This window comes from Bordetella genomosp. 13, assembly GCF_002119665.1.
In the GTDB taxonomy this organism is placed as follows: Bacteria; Pseudomonadota; Gammaproteobacteria; order Burkholderiales; family Burkholderiaceae_B; genus Bordetella.
In genome coordinates, this window is sequence record NZ_CP021111.1 from 1,610,631 (window position 1) to 1,633,181 (window position 22,551).

The 22,551-nt window shown below is 67.3% G+C and carries 20 protein-coding genes; 13 read left to right on the forward strand and 7 right to left on the reverse strand.

Annotation, left to right across the window (positions count from 1 at the left end; all coding sequences use genetic code 11):
* Positions 1–96 precede the first annotated feature (96 nt).
* Positions 97–930 carry an IclR family transcriptional regulator gene (locus CAL15_RS07145; protein ID WP_086077942.1) on the reverse strand — a complete coding sequence of 278 codons (834 nt, stop codon included), beginning with the start codon at positions 928–930 and terminating at the stop codon, positions 97–99.
* 116 nt (positions 931–1,046) lie between these two features.
* Here CAL15_RS07145 and CAL15_RS07150 point away from each other — a divergent pair, with 116 nt between their 5' ends.
* Complete coding sequence (locus tag CAL15_RS07150) at positions 1,047–2,027, forward strand: Bug family tripartite tricarboxylate transporter substrate binding protein (protein ID WP_086077943.1); 981 nt, start codon at positions 1,047–1,049, stop codon at positions 2,025–2,027.
* A 40-nt stretch (positions 2,028–2,067) separates the two neighbouring features.
* Complete coding sequence (locus CAL15_RS07155) at positions 2,068–4,413, forward strand: cytochrome P450/oxidoreductase (RefSeq protein ID WP_086077944.1); 2,346 nt, start codon at positions 2,068–2,070, stop codon at positions 4,411–4,413.
* 107 nt (positions 4,414–4,520) lie between these two features.
* Here the strand turns inward: CAL15_RS07155 and CAL15_RS07160 are convergent, their stop codons facing one another.
* Positions 4,521–5,189, reverse strand: a complete 669-nt coding sequence (locus CAL15_RS07160) for a GntR family transcriptional regulator (RefSeq protein WP_086077945.1) — start codon at positions 5,187–5,189, stop codon at positions 4,521–4,523.
* A 293-nt stretch (positions 5,190–5,482) separates the two neighbouring features.
* Here CAL15_RS07160 and CAL15_RS07165 point away from each other — a divergent pair, with 293 nt between their 5' ends.
* The 9 genes from CAL15_RS07165 to CAL15_RS07205 all read left to right on the forward strand — a co-directional run bounded on the left by CAL15_RS07165 (position 5,483) and on the right by CAL15_RS07205 (position 14,262).
* Positions 5,483–6,340, forward strand: a complete 858-nt coding sequence (locus CAL15_RS07165) for an NAD(P)-binding domain-containing protein (protein ID WP_086077946.1) — start codon at positions 5,483–5,485, stop codon at positions 6,338–6,340.
* A 58-nt stretch (positions 6,341–6,398) separates the two neighbouring features.
* Positions 6,399–7,373 carry a Bug family tripartite tricarboxylate transporter substrate binding protein gene (locus CAL15_RS07170; protein ID WP_232468149.1) on the forward strand — a complete coding sequence of 325 codons (975 nt, stop codon included), beginning with the start codon at positions 6,399–6,401 and terminating at the stop codon, positions 7,371–7,373.
* A gap of 50 nt (positions 7,374–7,423) precedes the next feature.
* On the forward strand, positions 7,424–8,095 hold the full coding sequence (locus CAL15_RS07175) for an RraA family protein (RefSeq protein WP_086077948.1): 672 nt from the start codon (positions 7,424–7,426) through the stop codon (positions 8,093–8,095).
* A gap of 138 nt (positions 8,096–8,233) precedes the next feature.
* Positions 8,234–9,322 (forward strand): ABC transporter ATP-binding protein, encoded by a 1,089-nt coding sequence (locus CAL15_RS07180; protein ID WP_086077949.1) that lies wholly within the window; start codon positions 8,234–8,236, stop codon positions 9,320–9,322.
* Positions 9,322–10,410: an ABC transporter ATP-binding protein gene (locus CAL15_RS07185; RefSeq protein WP_086077950.1), complete on the forward strand. Its 1,089-nt coding sequence runs from the start codon at positions 9,322–9,324 to the stop codon at positions 10,408–10,410. The genes CAL15_RS07180 and CAL15_RS07185 overlap by 1 nt, the downstream gene beginning before the upstream one ends.
* Positions 10,407–11,294, forward strand: a complete 888-nt coding sequence (locus CAL15_RS07190; protein ID WP_086077951.1) for a carbohydrate ABC transporter permease — start codon at positions 10,407–10,409, stop codon at positions 11,292–11,294. Before CAL15_RS07185 ends, CAL15_RS07190 begins: the two co-directional genes overlap by 4 nt.
* Positions 11,287–12,099 (forward strand): carbohydrate ABC transporter permease, encoded by an 813-nt coding sequence (locus CAL15_RS07195; RefSeq protein WP_086077952.1) that lies wholly within the window; start codon positions 11,287–11,289, stop codon positions 12,097–12,099. The genes CAL15_RS07190 and CAL15_RS07195 overlap by 8 nt, the downstream gene beginning before the upstream one ends.
* Positions 12,100–12,114: 15 nt before the next feature.
* Positions 12,115–12,423: a DUF2160 domain-containing protein gene (locus CAL15_RS07200; RefSeq protein ID WP_086077953.1), complete on the forward strand. Its 309-nt coding sequence runs from the start codon at positions 12,115–12,117 to the stop codon at positions 12,421–12,423.
* A 108-nt stretch (positions 12,424–12,531) separates the two neighbouring features.
* A complete protein-coding gene (locus CAL15_RS07205) occupies positions 12,532–14,262 on the forward strand; it encodes an ABC transporter substrate-binding protein (RefSeq protein ID WP_086077954.1) in 1,731 nt (576 codons plus the stop codon).
* 92 nt (positions 14,263–14,354) lie between these two features.
* Here the strand turns inward: CAL15_RS07205 and CAL15_RS07210 are convergent, their stop codons facing one another.
* Both CAL15_RS07210 and CAL15_RS07215 read right to left on the reverse strand, forming a co-directional pair.
* The gene (locus CAL15_RS07210; RefSeq protein WP_420042551.1) at positions 14,355–15,314 is read right to left on the reverse strand and encodes an arginase family protein; all 960 of its coding nucleotides are present in this window, start codon (positions 15,312–15,314) and stop codon (positions 14,355–14,357) included.
* A gap of 149 nt (positions 15,315–15,463) precedes the next feature.
* Positions 15,464–16,477: a Bug family tripartite tricarboxylate transporter substrate binding protein gene (locus tag CAL15_RS07215; protein ID WP_198299168.1), complete on the reverse strand. Its 1,014-nt coding sequence runs from the start codon at positions 16,475–16,477 to the stop codon at positions 15,464–15,466.
* A 178-nt stretch (positions 16,478–16,655) separates the two neighbouring features.
* Here CAL15_RS07215 and CAL15_RS07220 point away from each other — a divergent pair, with 178 nt between their 5' ends.
* Positions 16,656–17,522, forward strand: a complete 867-nt coding sequence (locus CAL15_RS07220) for a LysR family transcriptional regulator (protein ID WP_232468151.1) — start codon at positions 16,656–16,658, stop codon at positions 17,520–17,522.
* Between the two features lie 6 nt (positions 17,523–17,528).
* On the opposite strand, the gene CAL15_RS07225 is transcribed toward CAL15_RS07220, so the two are convergent.
* The 3 genes from CAL15_RS07225 to phbB form a co-directional block, all read right to left on the reverse strand.
* Positions 17,529–18,632: an NAD(P)-dependent alcohol dehydrogenase gene (locus tag CAL15_RS07225; RefSeq protein WP_086077956.1), complete on the reverse strand. Its 1,104-nt coding sequence runs from the start codon at positions 18,630–18,632 to the stop codon at positions 17,529–17,531.
* A gap of 190 nt (positions 18,633–18,822) precedes the next feature.
* On the reverse strand, positions 18,823–19,590 hold the full coding sequence (locus CAL15_RS07230; protein ID WP_198299169.1) for a helix-turn-helix domain-containing protein: 768 nt from the start codon (positions 19,588–19,590) through the stop codon (positions 18,823–18,825).
* Between the two features lie 139 nt (positions 19,591–19,729).
* The gene (phbB, locus tag CAL15_RS07235; RefSeq protein WP_086077958.1) at positions 19,730–20,473 is read right to left on the reverse strand and encodes an acetoacetyl-CoA reductase; all 744 of its coding nucleotides are present in this window, start codon (positions 20,471–20,473) and stop codon (positions 19,730–19,732) included.
* Positions 20,474–20,722: 249 nt separating this feature from the next.
* On the opposite strand from phbB, the gene CAL15_RS07240 reads away from it, so the two are divergent.
* Entirely contained in the window at positions 20,723–22,540 is a 1,818-nt protein-coding gene (locus CAL15_RS07240) for an alpha/beta fold hydrolase (RefSeq protein WP_086077959.1), read from the forward strand.
* Positions 22,541–22,551 lie beyond the last annotated feature (11 nt).

Sequence of the window (22,551 nt, forward strand, 5' to 3'; positions counted from 1 at the left end):
TTTCGCGGCGCCGATCTTTTGCGGGCATCCGCATGAACGCTGGCGTTTCGCCTCGCACGCCGAACGCGCCGGCGTCCAGCGTACGTTGTCGCCGCATCACGCCGGCACGCGTGCCTCTCCAGACACATTGCCCAGCAGGCGGCTGATGGCCTGCGCTTCGCGCCGGATGGCCTGTCCCACCGCGCCGTGCGGGGAGGCATCGAAACCGCCGGTGGCGCCCAGCGCGGTCAGCACGGCGCAGGGCCGCCCGGTGTAGTTGTACAGCGGCGCCGAGATCGCGCTGATGCCGCGCAGGTTGGTGTCGCGCACCACCGCGCAGCCGGCGTCCCGCACCGACTGCTGCAGCACGCCGATGGGATCGTCCGGATCCAGCTGCGCGCGCTGCTCCGGCGTGGCGTCGTCCAGTTCGGCCTGTGCCAGAGCCCGCACGCGGCCTTCGTCCAGCGTGGCCAGCAGCACGCGGCCGGTGGCCGACCACAGCATGGAAAGCACCGAGCCCACGCGCACGTTCACCGTGACGGGCAGGCCCGGTTCCTCGAACCGGACGATGGTGGGGCCCATGTTGCCCATCACCGCCACGAAGCAAGTGATCTCGAGCTCTTCCCGCATCCGTATCAACGAGGCTTCGGCCATGCGTATGGGGTCCGCCTGGCGCATGGCCGCCAGCCCCAGCAGCAGCGATTCCAGGCTCAGGAAGTACTGCTGGGTCGCGTTGTCCTGGGCCACCAGTCCGCCTTCCATCAGGCTGACCAGGTAGCGATGCACCTTGGCGGGACTTTCGTCCACGTGCGCCGCGATCAGCGTCAGGCTGGCGCGGCCGCCCAGGCTGCCCAGCGCCTTCAATACCGCGACGCCGGTTTCGGCGGCCTGGACGCGCTGGCGTCGTTCGCGCGAGCGGGCGGGGGAAACGGAAGAGGGGGGCGGGTTCATGGTGTGAGAGAACGGTGGCACAGGCTCAAGGCTAAACCCTGGTTGACGGATTACGCAATGCGTATATCATTTACGCCAAATGGCGACACCAAGCCATCCCATCCACGGAGACAACCATGCCCTTTGCCCGCCTGACGCGCGCGCTCGCCCTTACCATTCTTCCCCTGGTCGCTGCCGCGCCGGCCGCCGCCGCCGACACCTATCCTTCCAAGCCGCTGCGCTGGGTGGTTCCGTACGCCGCCGGCGGCGGTTCCGACTTCCTGGCACGCACCGTCAGCCAGGGCCTGTCGCCGCGGCTGGGCCAGACCATCGTGGTGGACAACAAGCCGGGCGGCAACACGTCCATCGGCGCGTCCGAAACCGCGCGCGCACCGGCCGACGGCTACACCATGCTGTCGGCCGACAACGGCACGCTGGTGTTCAATCCGGCGCTGTACCAGAAGCTCACCTACGATCCGGTCAAGGACTTCGCGCCCGTCACGCTGATGGGGCGCTTTCCCATGATTCTGGTGGCCGGCCCCGCGCTGAAGGCCACCGACGTCAAGGGCTTCATCGCCGAGGCCAAGGCGCGCGCCCAGGGCCTGGACTATGGCTCGGCGGGCGCGGGCAGTCCGCATCACCTGGCCATGGAGCTGCTGAAGGTGGAGGCCGGCATACCGTTGACGCACGTGCCGTACCGCGGCGCCGCGCCCGCGCTGGCCGACGTGGCGGGCGGCCAGGTTCCCGCGATGATGGTGGACCTGGCCGCAGGCGCGGGCTTCATCCAGGGCGGCAAGGTGCGCGCGCTGGCGGTGGCCAACCCCACGCGCCTGGCGCAACTGCCCAACGTGCCCACCTTCGCCGAGCTCGGATACAAGAACGTCGAAGCCGCCGCGCTGGTCGGCATCGTCGTGCCGGCCGCCACGCCGCAGCCGGTCATCGACACGCTGAACCGCCAGCTCGTGGCCACCATCAACGACGCCGCCATCCGCCAGAAACTCGTGGATTTCGGCATCGAGCCGGTGGGCAACACGCCGGCCCAGTATCGCGATCTGCTCGAGGCCGAGCGCACCCGCTGGCACAAGCTCATCCGCGACCTGAACATCAAGCTGGATTGAGCGCCGCCGCGCCATCCAACGCAGCACCCGGAGTGACGCCATGTCCCAAGCCGACACCCCCGCCCGCGCCGCGGGCTGTCCCGTCCACCATGCCGCGGGCGCGGCCGCGCCGGGCTGTCCGGTCCACGTCAGCCCGCGGGCGGCGGAGTTCGATCCCTTCGGCGACGGGTACCAGCAGGATCCGCCCGAGTACGTACGCTGGGCGCGCGAGCAGGAGCCGGTGTTCTACAGCCCCAAGCTCGGCTACTGGGTGGTGACGCGCTATGACGACATCAAGGCCATCTTCCGCGACAACATCACCTTCAGTCCGTCCATCGCGCTGGAAAAGATCACGCCCACGGGTCCCGAGGCCAACGAGGTGCTGGCCTCGTACGGCTATGCCATGAACCGCACGCTGGTCAACGAGGACGAGCCGGCGCACATGCCGCGGCGCCGCGTGCTGATGGAGCCTTTCACGCCCGAGGCGCTGAAGCACCACGAGCCCATGGTGCGGCGCCTGACGCGCGAATACGTCGACCGCTTCATCGATGACGGCCGCGCCGACCTGGTCGACCAGATGCTCTGGGAGGTGCCGCTGACCGTGGCCCTGCATTTCCTGGGCGTGCCCGAAGAAGACATGGACCTGCTGCGCAAGTATTCGATCGCGCATACGGTCAACACCTGGGGCCGGCCCAAGCCGGAAGAGCAGGTGGCCGTGGCGCACGCGGTGGGCAACTTCTGGCAGCTGGCGGGCAAGATCCTGGACAAGATGCGCCAGAATCCGGACCAGCCCGGCTGGATGCAGTACGGCATCCGCAAGCAGCGCGAGCATCCGGACGTGGTCACGGATTCGTACCTGCATTCGATGATGATGGCGGGCATCGTGGCCGCGCACGAGACCACCGCCAATGCCTCGGCCAATGCGATGAAGCTGCTGCTGCAGCATCCCGATGCGTGGCGCGACATCTGCGAAGACCCTTCGCTCATTCCCAATGCGGTCGAGGAATGCCTGCGCCACAATGGCTCGGTGGCCGCCTGGCGCCGCCTGGCCACGCGCGACACCGAGATCGCGGGCGTGCCCATCGCCGCCGGATCCAAGCTGCTCATCGTCAGTTCGTCGGCCAACCATGACGAGCGCCACTTCGCCGACGCCGACCTGTTCGACATCCGGCGCGACAACGCCAGCGACCAGCTCACCTTCGGCTACGGCTCGCACCAGTGCATGGGCAAGAACCTGGCGCGCATGGAGATGCAGATCTTCCTGGAAGAGTTCACGCGCCGCCTGCCGCACATGCGCCTGGCCGAACAGCGCTTCACCTATGTACCCAACACCTCGTTCCGCGGCCCCGAGCATCTGTGGGTGGAATGGGATCCGGCCCAGAATCCCGAACGCCGCCGGCCCGAGCTGCTGGCGCTGCGCCAGCCGGTGCGCATCGGCGAACCCACCACGCATGCCATCACGCGCACCGTGGTAGTGGAAAGCGTGGATGCGGAGGCGCACGGCATCGTGGTGCTGACCCTGGCCTCGCACGACGGCAAGGCGCTGCCGCGCTGGGCGCCGGGCGCGCACATCGACGTCGAGTGCGGCGACACCGGCATGTCGCGGCAGTACTCGCTGTGCGGCGACCCGTTGGACAGCAGCCGGCTGCGCATCGCCGTCCTGAAAGAGGCCGATGGGCGGGGCGGCTCGGCGTGGGTGCACGAACACGCCCGGCCCGGCATGCGCCTGCGCATCCGCGGACCGCGCAACCACTTCCGCCTGGACGAAAGCACGGGCCGCGCCATCTTCGTGGCGGGCGGCATCGGCATCACGCCGGTCAGCGCCATGGCGCGCCGCGCGCGCGAACTGGGCATCGACTACGAACTGCACTACAGCGGCCGCTCGCGCGCGGCGATGGCGCTCTTGCCCGAACTGGCCGCGCTGCACGGCGACAGGCTGCGCGTGTATGCCAGCGACGAGGGCCGGCGCAACGACTTCGCGGCCTTGCTGCGGCAGCCGGATGCGCGCACGCACATCTATGCCTGCGGCCCCGAACGCATGCTGCAGGCCCTGAAGCAGGCCACCGCCCACTGGCCCGACGATGCGTTGCGCGTCGAGCATTTCCACTCCACGCTGGGCACGCTGGACCCGGCCCGCGAGCATGCCTTCGAGGCCGAACTGAAGGATTCGGGCCTGGTCGTCAATGTGCGCGCCGACCAGACCCTGCTGGCCGCGCTGCGCGCCGCCAACATCGACGTGCAGAGCGATTGCGAAGAGGGCCTGTGCGGGTCCTGCGAGGTGAGGGTGCTGGCGGGCGAGGTGGACCACCGCGACGTCGTGCTGACGCGCGCGGAACGCGAGGCCAACGGCAAGATGATGAGTTGCTGCTCGCGCGCCGCCGGCAAGCGCATCGTGCTGGAGCTGTAGGTGGCCGGCCGGTCATGCCATGGCGGATCGTGCCGTATCCGTGAAGCCGGCATGAGCAGTGCCACGCCCGCGGCGAGGCCGGGCAACCGCATGACGCCTCGCTGGTCTCAATCTTCCTGAGCCGCCTCGGCATTGGCGGCCCGGACCTTCATCAGCCGGCGCCGTGTCACGGTCAGGTGCAGCTGCATGATGTCGTGCGCCAGCGCGCCGTCGCGCTCCTGCACGGCCATCGTCAGGTCCTGGTGATGGCTCAGGCTCTGCTGCATCTCCTCCCGGGTATACAGGTGAAACGATCGGATGACGATGGGCATGTCGATCATCGTCGCCAGAATCGACTGCAGCCGGTGGGATCCGCTGGCCTGCAGCAACGTGTGGTGGAACACACGGTTGGCGGCCTGCGTCAGGTCGGCCATCCGCGGTCCGCCGGCCTGGATGGCCTCGTGCATCCGCGTATTGCTCTGCTGCAAAGTCTTCAGGGCCTGTTCGCTGCGGCGCTCGGCCGCAAGCTGCGCACTGAAGGGTTCCAGCCGCAGGCGCAGCTGGAACACTTCCTCGATATCCCATTGCGTCCAGGCGGCCACGTGCACGCCTTTTCCTGATTCGGCAACCGCCAGTCCGTCCTCGACGAGCCGGCGCAGGGCCGTGCGCACGGGCGTACGGCTGATGCCGAACGCCTCGGCCAGCGGCTCTTCCTTCAACTGCGTGCCTGGCTTGTACTGGCCGGCAAGTATCCGATGTTTGAGGGTCTCGTAGGCGAGTTGCGAATCGCTGGCCATGGCGCTTGTGGCGGTGGAAACGGGCGGGGCGCGCGGCGGTCGCCAGAGTCCCGCAGAAGATAGCGGGCAGGCTAACACAGCTTCGAGCGGCGGGCCTGCCGAAGGCAAGTCTGCGGCGGTCGATGGTTTATTGTATTTTTAATGTACTTGACTGCGATACGGCTGCGTGACGCCCCTAGCAGGCAGATAGACGCAATTCCAGCAAAATAAGCCTTCAAAGGCTAGGGCTTATCCCTATATCCGGCGAGTTTCCTGGACCGCACAATCCGATAAATTGTATTTTTATTGTACTTATGAACATAACGATCATTGGTGGTGGAGAGGTGGGGCGTTGCTACGCGCAGAGCCTGGAGCAGGCGGGACATCGCGTCGTCGGCATCTGCGACACCCGGCCGTCCGACGCATTGCGGCAGTACTGCCTCGAGAACCGCATCGCCCTGCATGACGCCATCGGCTCCTGGCTGACGCAGGCCGAAGTCGTCATCAGCGCAGTGTTCGGCGCCGTGGCGCTGGAAACCTGCAAGGCCGCGCTGCCGCACCTGTCCGCCGGCACGCTCTACGCCGACTTCACCACCGCCAGCCCCCAAGACATGCGGTCCGCCGCCGCCGAGGCGCAACGCCATTCGGTGACGTTCGCCGACGTCGCCATCACGGGCGCGATCAGCCTGGGCCGCGGCAAGACGCCGCTTCTGTGCGCCGGCGCCGGTGCGTCCGCCATCGAAGCCTTGATGCGCGAAACGGGCGCGCCGATACAGCAGGTGGGCGCGCAGGCCGGCGACGCCGCCACGCTGAAGCTGCTGCGCAGCGTGTACACCAAGGGTTGCGAGGCACTGGCGGTGGAATGCCTGGTGGCGGCCGAGTCCAAGGGCTTGCGCCAGGACCTGTACCGCGTCCTGCAGGACATCGATCAGCAGCCGCTGCAGGTCTTCCTGGAAATGCTGGTGCGCACGCACGTCGTGCACGCCGGACGCCGCCTGGTCGAGGTCCGGGAAGCCATACGGCAACTCGAACGCGAAGGCCTTGCGCCGCGCGTGATGCCGGGCGTGGCGGCGCTGTTCGAGCGCACCGCGGGCGCCATCGACGGCAGCGAGGACGCCTCGACCGTGGAATCGAGCCTGCGCTGGCTCACGGCCCTGGCGAGGCAGTCATGACCGGGGCATGCATAGACCGCAGGCCACGATAAACCAACTATTCAACGAGGAGACAACCATGAAGCGAAGCATTGCTGCCAGCCTGACGGCGCTGGCCTGCGCCACCGTGTGCTTGACCACCGCGGCTGCCGCGGACCTGGGCAAGGGGCCCATCACGCTGGTGTCGCCATTCCCTCCCGGCGGCGGCACCGATACGCTGACCCGCATGGTCGCCGCGGCCGTGGCCGCCGACACGGGCTGGGACATGGTGGTCGAGAACAAGCCCGGGGCAGGCGGCAACCTGGCGCTGGATTCGGTGGCTCGAGCTAAGCCCGATGGGCACACGCTGGTCATGGCGCAAACGGACAACGTCGTGCTCAATCCGTGGCTGTACAACAAGCTCAGCTACGACACGTTCAAGGACTTCAAGCCGGTCGTGCTGGTGGCCGCTTCGCCCAGCGTGTACGTGACCATGCCCAAGTCGCCGTATCGCACTATCGAGGACGTCGAGAAGGCAGCGAAGGCCAATCCCGGCCGCCTGTCCGTCGGCGTGCCGGGCGTGGGATCCAGCGGCGATCTCATCGGCCATCTGTGGCGCAAAGAGGCGGGCATCAACTTCACCGCGGTGCCGTACCGCGGATGGGCGCAGGCGTATCCCGACCTGTCCAGCGGCCGCATCGACATCTACAACGGTTCGGTAGCCACCTTGTTGTCGCAGATCAAGGCCGGCACGGTGCACGCGCTGGGCGTGGTGGGAGACCAGCGCTCGGCCTCGCTGCCGGACGTGCCGACGTTCGTGGACAAGGGCTACAAGCAGATCGACCAGACCATCTGGTGGGGGCTGATGGCGCCCGGGAAAACGCCGGATGAGGTCGTTCGGCAGCTCAACGAGGCGGTCAACAAGGCGATCTCCAAGCCCGAGTTCGTGGCCAAGCTGCGCGACGCCGGCTATCAGGCGCTGGGCGGCACGCCCGCCGAGTTCGGCCGGCGCTACAAGCAGGACTACGACGCCTTCGGGGCGGTCATCACCCAGGCCGGCATCGAGAAGCAATGACGGCGCGGCGCGCATGCGCGCCGGATTCTGCGCGATCAAGGAAACGAGCGATGATAGGTTTCGAGATTCTTCCCCGCCAGCGTGCCGTGGCCGCCAGCCACGTGGCCGAGTTCCGCGACTTGCCGGTGGCCAACGTCAGCGACGTGATGTCGCGCATGGCGGCCGGCGGCGCCGCCCTGCGTCCCATGCACGACGGTACCGGCATGGCCGGCCCGGCCCTCACCGTGCGCTGCCGGCCTGGCGACAACCTGCTGGTGCACAAGGCGCTTGACCTGGCCGCGCCGGGCGACGTGATCGTGGTCGACGCGGGCGGCGACCTGACCAATGCCATCATCGGCGAGATCATGGTGGCCTATGCGGCGCGCCGCAAGCTGGGCGGCATCGTCATCAATGGCGCCATTCGCGACTCGGCTACGTTGCGGCGCGGCAGTTTTCCGGTGTATGCGGCCGGGGTCACGCATCGCGGCCCATACAAGGACGGCCCCGGCGTCATCAACGGCGCCATCTCGCTGGCGGGCATGGTGATAGAACCGGGCGACCTGGTCATCGGCGACGAGGACGGCCTGTTGTGTGTGCCCTACAAGCAGGTGGAAGAAGTGCTGGCCGCCACGCGCGCGAAGCATCACGTCGAGGAGAAGATGATGGCCGATATCGCGGCGGGAACGCTGGACACCGGCTGGGTCGATGCGCGCCTGAAGGCACTGGGCTGCCAGGGCTTATAGCGTTCGACTCCTCCCGTAGGCCCCCGTCGAGGTTGAGGCGTCTCCCCCGAAAAGTCGCTGGCTGGCCGGCATCTCCTGATGCAAAATCGGGAACAGACAGAATCACCAAGGCCATGGCAGCTTTCGCTGGGAGACGCGATGCAGCTGGCACTAGAGGGCATACAACGGCAGGCCGGGCCCCAGGTCCTGCTGTATCCGATGAGCCTGACCCCGGCCTCCGGGGCCATCACCGTGCTGCTGGGCGCCACGCAGGCCGGCAAGACGTCGCTGATGCGCATCATGGCCGGCCTCGACCCACCCAGCCAGGGCGCCGTGCGTGTCGACGGCCGCGACGTGACGCACGTGCCGGTGCGCCAGCGCAACGTGGCCATGGTGTACCAGCAGTTCATCAACTATCCCTCGCTTAGCGTCTACGACAACATCGCCTCGCCGTTGCGCCTGCGCCGCGCGCCGCGCATGGACGAACGCGTGAAGGCCATAGCGGCCCGGCTGCGCATCGAGCATCTATTGGACCGCTACCCGGCGGAACTGTCCGGTGGGCAGCAGCAGCGCGTGGCGCTGGCCCGCGCGCTGGCGAAGGACGCGCCGCTGGTGCTGCTGGACGAGCCGCTGGTCAACCTGGACTACAAGCTGCGCGAGGAACTGCGCGAAGAACTGGCGGGCCTGTTCGGGGAAGGGCGCGCCACGGTGGTCTACGCCACTACCGAGCCGGCCGAGGCGCTGCTGCTGGGCGGCCATACCGCCGTGCTGGACGCCGGCGAGCTGCTGCAGTACGGTCCCACCCCCGAGGTCTTTCATCAACCGCGGTCCATACGCGTGGCGCGCGTGTTCAGCGACCCGCCGATGAATCTGTTCGGCGCCCGGCGCGATGGTCAGGGGTTCCAGCTGCAGGGCGGCCTGCACGTGCCGCGCGTCCTGCCAGGCGGCGACGGGCGCGAGGAACTGACGGCCGGGCTGCGCGCGGGCGCGCTGAGCCTGGACAACGGGCCCGGCAAGCTGCCGCTGCAAGGCGAGGTGAAGCTGGCGGAGATTTCCGGGTCCGACACCTTCGTGCACGTGGGCACGGCGGCCGGCGAACTGGTGGCGCAATTGACCGGCGTGCATCGCTTCGACCTGCGCGAGCGCATCCGGCTGCACTTCGATCCGGCCCAGGCCTATGCCTTCGATGCACGCGGCGACCTGCTGGTCGCGCCGGCCTATCGCGCGCTGCCCGCGGGGACGCCGTGATGGCCAGCATCGAACTGGATCTGTCGCACTCTTACGTGCCGCAACCCGCAAAGGACGACGACTACGCCTTGCTGCCGCTGCGCTATACCTTCGAGGACGGCGGCGCGTACGCGCTGCTGGGGCCGTCGGGCTGCGGCAAGACCACCTTGCTCAACTGCGTGTCGGGCCTGCTGCGTCCATCGTCGGGCCGTGTGCGCTTCGATGGGCGCGACGTCACCGGGCATACGCCGCAGCAGCGCAACATCGCCCAGGTGTTCCAGTTTCCCGTGATCTACGACACCATGACGGTGGCGGAGAACCTGGCGTTTCCGCTGCGCAATCGCGGCGTGGACGAAGGCCGCGTACGCGCGCGCGTGGGGCAGGTGGCCGAGATGCTGGAACTGTCTTCCGTGCTGGACCGCCGCGCGCGCAATCTTGCCGCGGATGCCAAGCAGAAGATATCGCTGGGGCGCGGACTGGTACGCAGCGACGTGTCGGCCGTGCTGTTCGACGAACCGCTGACGGTGATCGATCCGCACCTCAAGTGGCAACTGCGGCGCAAGCTCAAGGAGATCCACCAGGAGTTCAAGCTGACGATGGTCTATGTCACGCACGACCAGACCGAGGCGTTGACCTTCGCCGAGCGCGTGGTGGTGATGTCACGGGGCAGGGTGGTGCAGGTGGGCACGCCCGACGACCTGTTCCTGCGCCCGGCGCATACCTTCGTGGGGCATTTCATCGGATCGCCCGGCATGAACTTTCTGCCGGCCCGCTGGCGCGACGGCGCCGTGCAGCTCGGCTCGCACCGCCTGGCCGGCGTGGCGCCCGAACTGGCGGGCCCGCTCGCGGCGGCCGAGAGCTTCACGCTGGGCATACGGCCGGAGTTCGTGGCGCTGCGCCAGGCGGGGGCGCCGGACGCGCTGCCCGTCACCGTGACGCGCGTGCAGGACGTGGGCACCTATCTGCTGCTGACCGGCGCCTTCGAGGACCATGCCGTCAAGGCGCGTCTGCCGCTGGACAGCGACGTGGCCGGCAAAGGCGACATCGCCTGGCTGTCGGTGCTGAATCCGCGCACCTGTTTCTACCGCGACCAGGAGCTGATCCAGTGAAGCCGATCAACCAGAAGGCCTGGCTGCTGATCCTGCCCGTGGTGGTGTGCGTGGCGTTCTCGGCCATCCTGCCGCTGATGACCATCGTGAACTACTCGGTGCAGGACATCATCTCGCCCGAGCGCCGCGTGTTCGTGGGCACCGAGTGGTTCGCCTCGGTGCTGCAGGACGAGGAACTGCACAGCGCCCTGTGGCGGCAGGTGGGCTTCTCGCTGGCGGTGCTGGCGGTGGAGATTCCCCTGGGCATCCTGCTGGGGCTGTGCATGCCGGCCCACGGCTGGCGCGCCTCGGCGGTGCTGGTCATCGTGGCGCTGTCGCTGCTGATTCCATGGAACGTCGTGGGCACCATCTGGCAGGTGTTCGGCCGCACCGACATCGGCCTGCTGGGCGCGGCCCTGGCGTGGATGGGCGCGGACTACAACTACACGGGCAATGCGGTGGACGCCTGGCTGACCGTGCTGGTGATGGACGTGTGGCACTGGACGCCGCTGGTGGCGCTGCTGTGCTATGCCGGCCTGCGCGCCATTCCACAGGCCTACTACGAGGCCGCGCGCATCGACGGCGCTTCCCGGATGGCGGTGTTCCGCTACATCGAGCTGCCCAAGATGCGCGGCGTGCTGCTGATCGCCGTGCTGCTGCGCTTCATGGACAGCTTCATGATCTATACCGAGCCCTTCGTGCTGACGGGCGGCGGCCCGGGCAATGCCACTACCTTCCTGTCGCAGTATCTGACCACCAAGGCGGTAGGCCAGTTCGACCTGGGGCCGGCGGCGGCGTTCTCGATCATCTATTTCCTGATCATCCTGCTGCTGTGCTTCATCCTGTACACCTGGATCCAGCGAGCCGGCACGGGCGCCTCGGATGAGGAGAACCTCAATGCCTGACAAGCCCATCGTGTGGCGCAGCACGTTTCTCATCATCTACCTGCTGTTCGCCATCCTGCCGCTGTACTGGATGCTGAACATGTCGTTCAAGTCCAATACCGAGATCGTCAGCACGCTGACGCTGTGGCCCACCGAGTTCACCCTGCGGCACTATCGCACCATCTTCACCGACCCGTCCTGGTACTCGGGCTACATCAACTCCCTCATCTATGTGGCCATCAACACCGTCATCTCGCTGGCGGTGGCGCTGCCGGCGGCCTATGCGTTCTCGCGCTATAGCTTCATCGGCGACAAGCATGTGTTCTTCTGGCTGCTGACCAACCGCATGACGCCGCCGGCCGTCTTTCTGCTGCCGTTCTTCCAGCTCTACAGCTCGCTGGGCCTGATGGACACGCACATCGCGGTGGCGCTGGCGCACCTGGTGTTCAACGTGCCGCTGGCAGTGTGGATACTCGAAGGCTTCATGTCGGCCGTGCCGCGCGAGATCGACGAGACCGCCTACGTCGACGGGTACTCGTTCCCGCGCTTCTTCGTCGGCATATTCCTGCCGCTGATCAAGGCGGGCGTGGGCGTCACGGCATTCTTCTGCTTCATGTTCAGCTGGGTCGAGCTGCTGCTGGCGCGCACATTGACCTCGGTGAACGCCAAGCCCATCGTCGCCACCATGACGCGCACGGTGTCGGCGGCCGGCATGGACTGGGGCGTGCTGGCCGCCGCCGGCGTACTGACCATCGTGCCCGGCGGCATCGTGATCTGGTTCGTGCGCCACTACATCGCCAAGGGCTTCGCCATGGGACGCGTATAGACACGGGAGACCGCCATGTTCGACTGGATGGTATGGACCACGCCCGTGGCCATCTTCTTCGGCTGCGTCGTGCTGCTCCTGGCCGGCATGACCGTATGGGAGCTGCGCTCGCCGACGCGCCTGCGCAAGGGCTTTCTGCCCATCGCCACCACGCGGGGCGACCGCCTGTTCATCGGGCTGATGTGCGCGGCCTGGGTGAACCTTTTTTTCGTTGGCATGGGAGAACGCATCGCCGCCTGGTTCGCGCTGGAGCAGCCGTGGTCGGTATGGGTGGGCTTCGCGGTCTCCATGCTGTTGCTCGCGTTCATCATGCGCAGGGGGTAGCGGCCATTGCGCCGCCCTCCGCGCACCGTATCCGTCAATCACGGCCGCCGCCTTCCCAGGCCGCGCCTGCAGCAAAGGAATGGGGAAGGCTAATCGAGGAGACAGGTCATGAAATTGCGCATGCAAGCCATAGCGGCCGCCGTCGCCGTGATCGGATCGTCAGCCGCGGGGGCAGGGGAACCCGAGGCCCAGAAGTGGATCGACACGGAGTTCCAGCCCTCGACGCTGAGCCGGGACCGGCAGATGGCCGAGATGAAGTGGTTCATCGAGGCGGCGGCCAAGCTGAAGGCCAAGGGCGTCAATGAAGTGAACGTGGTGTCGGAGACCATCACGACCCACGAATACGAGTCCAAGACGCTGGCCCGGGCATTCACCGAGATCACGGGCATCAAGGTCAACCACGACATCATTCAGGAAGGCGACGTGGTCGAGAAACTGCAGACCTCCATGCAGTCTGGCAAGTCGATCTACGACGGCTGGATTTCCGACTCGGACCTGATCGGCACGCACTACCGCTACGGCGCCATTCTGCCGCTGTCCGACTACATGAACGGGCCCGGCAAGGAATTCACGAACCCCGACCTGGACCTGAAGGACTTCATCGGCACGCGCTTCACCACCGCGCCGGACGGCAAGCTGTACCAGCTGCCCGACCAGCAGTTCGCCAACCTGTACTGGTTCCGCGCCGACTGGTTCGCCCGCAAGGACCTGCAGGACAAGTTCAAGGCCAAGTACGGGTACGACCTGGGCGTGCCCACCAACTGGTCCGCCTACGAGGACATCGCCGAGTTCTTCACCAACGACGTGAAGGAGCTGGACGGCCGCCGCGTGTACGGACACATGGACTACGGCAAGAAGGATCCTTCCCTGGGCTGGCGCTTCACCGACGCCTGGCTGTCGATGGCGGGCACCGCCGACCGCGGCCTGCCCAACGGGATGCCGGTGGACGAGTGGGGCATACGGGTCGCCGAGGACAAGTGCACGCCGGTGGGCGCATCCGTGGCGCGCGGCGGCGCCGCCAACAGCCCCGCCGCGGTCTATGCGCTGACGAAGTACGTGGAGTGGATGAAGAAATACTCGCCGCAGCAGGCCACGGGCATGACCTTCTCCGAGGCGGGGCCGGTGCCGGCGCAGGGCCAGATCGCGCAGCAGATCTTCTGGTACACGGCGTTCACGGCGGACATGACCAAGAAGGGCCTGCCCGTGGTCAATCCGGACGGCACGCCGAAGTGGCGCATGGCGCCGTCCCCGTACGGACCTTACTGGAAGGATGGCATGCAGAACGGCTACCAGGACGTGGGATCGTGGACGTTCTTCAAGTCCACCGATCCGAACCGCATGTCCGCGGCCTGGCTGTACGCGCAGTTCGTGACGTCCAAGACGGTTTCGCTGAAGAAGTCCATCGTCGGCCTGACGTTCATCCGCGACAGCGACGTGCACAGCGAATTCTTCACCAAGCATGCCGACAACTATGGCGGGCTGATCGAGTTCTATCGCAGCCCGGCGCGAGTGGCCTGGACGCCGACCGGCACCAACGTGCCCGACTATCCCCGGCTGGCGCAGCTGTGGTGGAGCAATGTCGCCACCGCCGTCACGGGGGAACGCACGCCGCAGCAGGCCATGGACAACCTGGCCAATGAAATGGACCAGGTCATGCTGCGGCTGGAGCGCGCGGGCATGGCGCAATGCGCGCCGAAGCTGAACCCGCGCGGCGATCCGTCCAAATGGCTGTCAGACCAGCACGCGCCGTGGAAGAAGCTGGCCAACGAGAAGCCGAAGGGCGAGACCATCGCCTACGACCGGCTGCTGCAGGCATGGAAGGAGGGCAAGGTGCGATAAAGGCGGCGGCCCATGGCGGCGCAGCGCGGGGCCATGCGGCGCGGCGCCTCGCATGCAGTCCGGCCGCGGGCGATCCGTGGCCGGCCTTGCGGCTATCGCGCAGCCTGCCCGTCGCGCCGATAGCCGGGATAACGCTGTGCGTAGTCCGGCACCGGATCGGGCTGGTCGAGTCCGAAGCGGCGGCACAGCAGCAGCAGGGTCTCGAAAGCCAGCGCGCCCGCCAGCGCGGCGGTGGTGCCGTTGACGTCGTGCGGCGGGCTGACGGTGTTGATGTCCACCGCCACCAGGTTCACGCCGTCGAGCTGCCGGATGAACTCCATCACCTCGCGTGCCGCCAGGCCGCCCCAGCTGGGCGCGCACACGCCGGGCGCGGCGGACGGGTCGACGCAATCCATGTCCACGCACAGGTAAACGGGCGCGTCGCCGATCTGCGCTTTGACGGTCTCGAGCGTCTGCGCGATGCCCCGCGCCAACAGTTCGTTCTGCGTGATGACCTGGTAGCCGAAGAACTGCGCGTGCGGAATGACGTGCTGGCTGAACGTGGTGCCGCGCAGGCCGATGTGGAACGTGCGCTGCGTGTCGACGCATCCCTCGAGTGCGGCATGGGTGAACTGCGTGCCGGCGTTGTACTCGTTGCCAGGCACGAAGGCGTTGGTGTCCAGGTGCGAGTCCAGGTGTACGACCGCCAGACCGGGATGGCGCTTGCCCACGGCGCGCAGCTGCGGCAGCGAGATACTGCCGTCGCCGCCGAAGGTCACCGGCACGGCGCCCGCGTCCACGATGGATCGGACCGCCTGCTCGATCGCCTCGAACGCGGCATGGATGTGGCTGGGCACCAGCTTGAGGTTGCCGCAGTCGACCAGACCCAGCCGGGTCAGCGGGTTGTAGTCGGCCAGCTCGGGGTTGAACGTGCGCATCAGGCGAGACTGCTCACGCACCGACTGCGGACCCTGACGGCTGCCGATCCGGAACGGATGCGTGCCGCAATCGAACGGAATGCCGAGAATGGCCGCGCGCGCCGATCCGATGCGCGTGGCGTGCGGCACGCCCATGAAGGTGGCCGGTGCGTCGCACAGGGTCGACAGGTCGCCGGCCGGACTATGCAGTTCCTTGGTCATGTTTTCCTCTGGATGGTGAAATGGCGCCGGGCGCGTCGCGCGCGCCACGGGCAGAGGCGGGTGCCTGTACAGGCCCGCTCGCGTTATTCGATCTGGATGCCGCTGGTCTTGATCACGTCGACCCAGTGCTGGTAGTCGCGTTCGACCGTCTGGCCGAAGACCTGCGGGGTGGTCAGGCCGGGCACCACGCTCAGCACCTGGAACTGCTTCAGGATGGCCTCGTCCTGCAGCGCCTTGCCCAGCGCGGCGTTCAGCTTGTCCACGACCCCCTGCGGCATGCCCTTGGGACCCAGCACGCCCCACCAGGTCTGGAAGGTCATGCCGGGCATGCCCGCTTCCTTGAAGGTGGGCACCCCGGGAAAGGCCGGCAGGCGCTCGGGCGCCGTCATGGCCAGTACCTTGAGCCTGCCCGAGGCGACGAAGGGTTGCGCCGAGGCGTACGTCGAGAAGGACGCGTCGACCGTGCCGGCCACCGTGTCCGTCAGCGCCGGCGACGATCCGCGGTACGGAACATGGTTCAGCTTGATGCCCGCTTCCTTCATCATGATCTCGAACAGCAGGTGCGACGACGTGCCCGTGCCGGCGCTGCCAGCACTGAGCTGGCCGGGATTGGACCTGGCCGCCTCGACCAGCGCCTGCAGGCTGTCGTAGCGTCCGGCCGGCGCATACAGGAACGACGGAGAGGTGCCGACGATGGCCACCGGCGCGAACTCGCCCACCGGATCGTAGGGCACCTTGGGATTGGCGGCGGCGTTGACCACGAAGGGGCTGTCGGCCAGCAACAGTGTGTGGCCGTCGTTGGCCGCCTTGGCCACGTACGCGGTCCCGATGGCGGTGGCAGCGCCCGATTTGTTCACGACCACGAACGACGCGCCCAGCTGCTCGCCCAGCGAGCGGGCCAGCAGGCGCGCGATCACGTCCGAACTGCCGCCGGCGGGATACGGCACGACCAGTTCCACCGGCCGGCCGCCGGGCCAGGCGGCGGTCTGTGCCGATGCGGCCGGCACGGCGCCCAGGGCGGCGCAGCCCAGCGTCAGCAGGCCCATGGTCCGCAACAGGGATCGGCGTGCGGCGCCGAACAGGACGTTGGTCTTCATGATGGTTTTCCCCTTGAGTTCAGTGCATCCAGTGTAGGCATGCGAACTACATGAATCCAATAAGGTGTTGGCGTCCTCTCATTTGGTTTGCTTATGGGTCAGGGCGATAATTGTGCGCCAATGCACCATATCGGGGAATGTCGTGCGCTTGCGTCATCTGGAGGTCTTTCATGCCGTCATGATCAGCGGAACGCTGAGCGCGGCCGCACGGCTGCTGAACATGACGCAGCCCGCCGTGACGCAGGCGATCCACAGCATGGAACTACAGCTGGGCTACAGCCTGTTCCAGCGCATCAAGGGGCGACTGTCGCCCACGCCCGAAGCGCAGGCCCTGGCGGTCGAGGTGGAAACCCTGCACGGCCAGCTCGAGACCGTGCGGCACTTGGCGCTGAATCTGCGCCACACCGGGCACGAACGCTTGCGCGTACTGGCGGCGCCCGCGCTGGCGATGGAACTGGTGCCGCCGGCCATGCAGACACTGCTGCAGGTGCACCCGCGCGCGCAGGTCACCGTCAAGACGGGCTACTCCAGCCAGATCCTGGCCGGCCTGGCGCTGCGCAAGGCCGACATCGGCCTGGTGTACCAGATACCGCAGGAGCACCCGTTGATCCGGCAAGAGAGCATCGGCTCCGGCGAACTGGTGTGCGTGGTCCCGCGCGGCCACCCACTCGCGGACAAGCCAGTACTGGAACTGGCCATGCTGAGCGGCCAGACGGTCTTCGTTCCCGAGCGGCAACATCCGCTGGGCCGCATGCTGGCCACGCGCTGCGCGGACCATGGGGTCGACGTCTCGGGGCACATGGAAGTGGAGCAGTCGCACGTGGCCGTGCAGCTGGCGGTGGCGGCCCTGGGCCTGGCCGTCGTCGATGCGCTGACCGCGGGCAGCGCTGACCGGGGCCGGGTGCGCGTGCTGCCGCTTACCGTGTCCCTGCGCTACCAGGTATGCGTGGCGTTCTCCGAGAACAGCGCCCATCCTCATCTGGCGTTCCGTTTCGCGCGGGCGGCGCAGAAGGCGCTGGCCGACCGCGCGGCGCCGGTGGAATAGCGCGCATCATCCCGCCGGCCGCACCGCGACCTTCAGCACGTTGTCGCGCTGGTTGGCGAAAAGGTCGTAAGCCTCGCCGATATCGTCCAGCGCGTACCGGTGCGTCACCATCTCGGTCAAATCCACGCGGCCAGACTGGATCACATTCATCAGGCGACGCATGCGTTCCTTGCCACCGGGGCACAATGCCGTGTTGATCTTGTGGTCGCCCAGTCCCGCGGCGACGGCGCTCAACGGGATCTTCAGATCGTCCGAATACACGCCCAGGCTGGACAGCGTGCCGCCCGGCTTGATGACGCGCAGCGCGGACTCGAAAGTGCTTTGGCGGCCCAGCGCCTCGATGGCCGAGTCCACGCCCCGGCCGCCGGTCAGGCGCAGTATCTCGCTGACGACGTCGCAGTCGTTGGTGTTGAGCACGACGTCCGCGCCCCATTTTCGCGCCATGTCCAGCCGGTGCGGATTCGCATCCACGCCGATGACGGTCGTCGCGCCCAGCAGCCGGGCGCCGGCCGTGGCGCACAGGCCGATGGGCCCCTGCGCGAACACGGCCACGGTATCGCCGATGCGGATGTTGGCATTCTCGGCGCCCTTGAAGCCGGTGGACATGATGTCCGGGCACATGAGCACCTGTTCGTCGCTCAGCCCGTCCGGCACGGGGGCGAGGTTGGCCTGCGCGTCGGGGACCAGCAGATACTCCGCCTGCGCGCCGTCGATCTTGTTGCCGAAGCGCCAACCGGCCGTCGCCAGGTAGCCATGGCAGCCGCAGCCGCCCTGGTGCGCCAGGTAGCTGCCGTCCTGCGAGGGATAGCCGTCTTGCGCCGCGTACGAGTTGAAGTTGGGGCAGATGGCCCCGGCGATGACGCGTTGGCCTTCGTGATAGCCCGTGACGGCGCTGCCCAGTTTCTCGATCGTGCCGACAGGCTCGTGACCGACTGTCAGGCCCGGGGCAACGGGATACTCGCCCTTGAGGATGTGCACGTCGGTGCCGCAGATCGTGGTCGTCGTGATCCTGATCAGCGCATCGTTCGGTCCCACGTCGGGGATGGGCTTCTCTCGCAGGTCGATCCGACCCGGTTCGACGAATACCGCGGCCTTCATCATCTTGCTCATGTGTCGCTCCCTCGCTCATGGCGCAAAGTTGCCGCTTGGCGAAAGCGGCCGCGTCGCGCGGTCCAGTCGCTTTCCAGGCGGTACTTCATTGTGTACCAGCTGAGGGTCGGTGGGCGCTTGACGCGCGTCAAACCTCCGCGCACTTCACGCGCGGCATCGAGGCACGTCACAGGCCGCGCATGCCGCGCAATCAGATCTCCACGAGCGCGTCCATGTCCGTCAGACGGATGATGCGGCCCTCCCGGTCGATCAGGCCCCGCTGGCGGAAGTGCGAGAACGTGCGGCTTACCGTTTCCAGGGTCAGTCCCAGATAGGCGCCGATGTCCTCGCGGCTGATGTGGAGCGGAAAGCGCGACGGGTCCGCCGTGCGTTCGCCGAACCGCGCGCTCAGGTCGAGCAGGAACGCGGCCACGCGCTGCTCGGCGTTGCGATTCGCGATCAGCATCAGCAATGCCTCTTTGTGCAGCGTCTCGTTGCTGAGCAGGCGGGCCAGGCCGCGATGCACGTCGGGCAGCTCGTCGGCGAGCGCCTCGGCGCGCAGAAAGGGCAGCACGCAGACCTGCATGTCCATCAGGGCCACGGCCTCGCACTGATGCCGGCCCGACGCGATGCCGTCGGTGCCGAAACACTCCCCGGAGATCTTGAAGCCGGTGATCTGCTGGCGGCCGTCACGGTCGACCCGCACGCTCTTGCAGATGCCGCACGTGGGCACATAAAGGTTGCGAAACGCGTCGCCCGCGCAGTAGATGACCTCGCCGGCGCGCACGCTGCGCATGCGGATCTGCGTGCCCAACGCGGCCACCAGCCCGCCCGACCCCAGTGCCGATATCTGGCAAAGCCGTCCGGCATCGCACCGGCGGCATGGCAAGGACGACGGCGCATCGCGGAATACGCGCGAATGCAACCAGATCACGCCCGCCGTTCCCGGCGTAGAGGCTTGTCTTTCCACGGCGCTCATGAGTTCCCCGGTTACTAGGGTACTTACGGCCGATTCTAGTGCGAATGCGGGATGAGCGATACGCGGGACGGAGCCGGCGGATGTACGACCAATGGCGTAGGGAGCAGGCGAGGGCGAGGCGTGATGCGCCATGCGCGCGTCATTGCATGTGCATGCCCCCGTTGATGGCGAAGTTCGCGCCTGTGATGTAGGCGGCCTCGTCCGAGGTCATGAACCGGACGAGCGCCGCCACTTCTTCCGGACGTCCCAGCCTGCCGACGGGAATCTGCGGCAGGATGGTCTTCTCGAGCACCTCTTTGGGCACGGCGGCCACCATGCGCGTGTCCAGGTAGCCGGGCGAGATCGTGTTCACGGTCACGCCGTATCGCGCCAGCTCCAGCGCCAGCGCCATCGTGAATCCGTGCAGGCCGGCCTTGGCGGCCGCGTAATTCGCCTGTCCGAACTGTCCCCGCTGGCCGTTCACGGAAGAAATATTGATGATCCGGCCCCAGCGGTGCTCGATCATGTCGTCCAGCAGCGGCTGGGTCACGTTGAAGGCCGAGTCCAGGTTCGTGCGCAATACGTTTTCCCAATCCGCGCGGCTCATCTTCCGCAGCGTGGCGTCGCGTGTGATGCCGGCGTTGTTGACGAGGATGTCTATCGCGCCGACTTCCTGGCGCAGCTTTCTTGCCGTGTCGGCGCAGTCGTCGTAGTTCGAGACGTCCAGCGGATAGGCCAGGACCTCGATACCGCTGCGCCTACGCGCGTCCAGCCACGACTCCGAACGCTGGTTGCCCGGCGATATCGTCACGATTATCCGGTGCCCGGCCTCGTGGAGGCTGGCCACGATCGCCTCGCCCAGTCCTCCCATTCCGCCCGTGATCAGGGCCGTTCTTGCAGGCATGATCGTCTCCTCTGTCTATGTGCGGCGTCCGCGCCTTCATGGACGTAGCGAACACACTAGATGCGTAGAGTCGATCCGTATTTGATGCACATCAACCCGTCATTCAGGGGACATGGCACGCGATGCGGATTTCACCTGCCTCCATTTGCGCGAGATCAAAGTCGAGGGGTAGTGCGCGCGTAGGATGGGAAGCATCGACGCCGCCCGCACGTCGGCTGGGCAGCGTCTTGCACGAACGTCGGAGGACGCATGGACAATCCCCAGGCGCTGCCGGCGGCCTCCGGTCCGGAAGGAGCGGCGGCGCCCGCACCGTCGCCCGGTCCCGCGACGGCCGTTCTCGCCGAGCCCGCGCCTTGCGAGCCTTCTCGGCCGGACCCGCCTTGGCGCGACGCGGACCGGCTCGTGCAGGCGGCAATCGCGCGGGCCACGGCCGGCGTGTCGCCCATCGGGCTGTACCAGGACTGCCTGGACTGGGCCATGCACCTCGCGATGTCTCCAGGCAAGCAGGCGGCGATCGTGCAGACCGCGCTATCGGGGGCCGCGGACGGCGAGGAACATCAGCCGGGCCATGGCGCGCCGCGGGAAGATCCCAGGTTCACACATCGCGGCTGGGCGCAATGGCCCTATCGCGACTACGTTCGGATGTTCCACCGCCTCGAGGCCTGCTGGAACGCCGCCACCAGCGGCGTGGCTGGCGCCGATCCGCGGCGCCAGCGCGTGGTGCGCTTCATGGGCAGGCAGATACTGGACACCTTGTCGCCCAGCAACGTCTGGTGCGCCAATCCGGAAGTGCTGGAGACCTTGGCGCAGACACGCGGATTCTCGCTGCTGCTGGGCATGCTGCGCATGCAGGCCGATGCCGGCGACCTGTGCACGGGCAGCGCGCCCGGCGCGTCCCCCCGCAAGCGGCGCGGCTTCCGGGTGGGCAGGAATCTCGCGGTCACGCCGGGCGCGGTGGTCTACAGCAACCGCGTCATGGAGCTGATGCGCTACGCGCCGCAGACGCATCGCACCTGGCCCGAGCCCGTCCTGCTGGTACCGTCGTGGCTGCTCAAGTACTACATCCTCGATCTGTCGCCGCACGACTCCATGGTGCGGTATCTGGTGGAGAATGGGCACACGGTCTACATGATCTCGTGGAAGAACCCGCGTGCCGAAGCCAGGGACTGGGGACTGCAGACGTATCTCGACGAAGGACTCGTCGCTGCGCTCGAACATATCCGCCACGAGGTCGGTGGCAAGCGCGTGCACGCCGCGGGATATTGCCTGGGCGGCACGCTGCTGGCCGTGGCGGCTGCCGCCATGGGCCGGCGACATACGCACCGCCCCTGGCTGAAGAGCATCACGCTGCTGGCGGCGCAGACCGATTTCGCGGAGCCGGGCGAACTGGGCCTCTTCATCAGTCCCAGCGGCGTATCGTGCCTGGACGCGCTGATGTGGCAGCAGGGGTTCCTGGACGGCAGGCAGCTGGCGGGTGTGTTTCAGCTGCTCAATTCGCGCGACCTGATCTGGTCCCGCCTGGTCCACGACTATCTGTTGGGGCGACAGCTGCAGCCTACCGACCTGATGGCATGGAATGCCGATACGACGCGACTGCCCTACCGGCTGCACAGCGAGATGCTGCACCACATGTACCTGCACAACGATTTCGCCGAGGGACGGCTCTGCGTGGAGGGAGATCCCGTCACCTTGACCGACGTGCACGTGCCCATCCTGGCCGTGGCCACCGAAAGGGATCACATATCGCCCTGGCGCTCGGTGCACAAGCTGCATCTTCTGACCCATCGCGAGCTGACGTTCGTGCTGTGCTCGGGTGGGCACAACGTGGGCATCGTCAGCCCGCCCGGACATGCGAACCGGCATTTTCGCTGGAAAGTCCGGCGCCATGGCGAGTCGTACCTGACGCCGGACGAATGGATAGGCCGGGCCGCGCTGCAAGAGGGATCATGGTGGCCTTACTGGCAGAGCTGGCTCGCGCTGCATTCCAGCGCGAAAGCCGCGGCTCCCCGGTATCCCCCGGCCCGGACACTGGGCAAGGCGCCCGGCACTTATGTGCTTGAACACTGAAGCCGCAACGA

Coding starts and splice junctions, on each gene's coding strand:
- CAL15_RS07145 (WP_086077942.1), bottom strand. CDS start 930: ATGAACCCGCCCCCCTCTTCCGTTTCCCCCGCCCGCTCGCGCGAACGA.
- CAL15_RS07150 (WP_086077943.1), top strand. CDS start 1,047: ATGCCCTTTGCCCGCCTGACGCGCGCGCTCGCCCTTACCATTCTTCCC.
- CAL15_RS07155 (WP_086077944.1), top strand. CDS start 2,068: ATGTCCCAAGCCGACACCCCCGCCCGCGCCGCGGGCTGTCCCGTCCAC.
- CAL15_RS07160 (WP_086077945.1), bottom strand. CDS start 5,189: ATGGCCAGCGATTCGCAACTCGCCTACGAGACCCTCAAACATCGGATA.
- CAL15_RS07165 (WP_086077946.1), top strand. CDS start 5,483: ATGAACATAACGATCATTGGTGGTGGAGAGGTGGGGCGTTGCTACGCG.
- CAL15_RS07170 (WP_232468149.1), top strand. CDS start 6,399: ATGAAGCGAAGCATTGCTGCCAGCCTGACGGCGCTGGCCTGCGCCACC.
- CAL15_RS07175 (WP_086077948.1), top strand. CDS start 7,424: ATGATAGGTTTCGAGATTCTTCCCCGCCAGCGTGCCGTGGCCGCCAGC.
- CAL15_RS07180 (WP_086077949.1), top strand. CDS start 8,234: ATGCAGCTGGCACTAGAGGGCATACAACGGCAGGCCGGGCCCCAGGTC.
- CAL15_RS07185 (WP_086077950.1), top strand. CDS start 9,322: ATGGCCAGCATCGAACTGGATCTGTCGCACTCTTACGTGCCGCAACCC.
- CAL15_RS07195 (WP_086077952.1), top strand. CDS start 11,287: ATGCCTGACAAGCCCATCGTGTGGCGCAGCACGTTTCTCATCATCTAC.
- CAL15_RS07200 (WP_086077953.1), top strand. CDS start 12,115: ATGTTCGACTGGATGGTATGGACCACGCCCGTGGCCATCTTCTTCGGC.
- CAL15_RS07205 (WP_086077954.1), top strand. CDS start 12,532: ATGAAATTGCGCATGCAAGCCATAGCGGCCGCCGTCGCCGTGATCGGA.
- CAL15_RS07210 (WP_420042551.1), bottom strand. CDS start 15,314: ATGGGCGTGCCGCACGCCACGCGCATCGGATCGGCGCGCGCGGCCATT.
- CAL15_RS07215 (WP_198299168.1), bottom strand. CDS start 16,477: ATGAAGACCAACGTCCTGTTCGGCGCCGCACGCCGATCCCTGTTGCGG.
- CAL15_RS07220 (WP_232468151.1), top strand. CDS start 16,656: ATGATCAGCGGAACGCTGAGCGCGGCCGCACGGCTGCTGAACATGACG.
- CAL15_RS07225 (WP_086077956.1), bottom strand. CDS start 18,632: ATGAGCAAGATGATGAAGGCCGCGGTATTCGTCGAACCGGGTCGGATC.
- CAL15_RS07230 (WP_198299169.1), bottom strand. CDS start 19,590: ATGAGCGCCGTGGAAAGACAAGCCTCTACGCCGGGAACGGCGGGCGTG.
- phbB (WP_086077958.1), bottom strand. CDS start 20,473: ATGCCTGCAAGAACGGCCCTGATCACGGGCGGAATGGGAGGACTGGGC.
- CAL15_RS07240 (WP_086077959.1), top strand. CDS start 20,723: ATGGACAATCCCCAGGCGCTGCCGGCGGCCTCCGGTCCGGAAGGAGCG.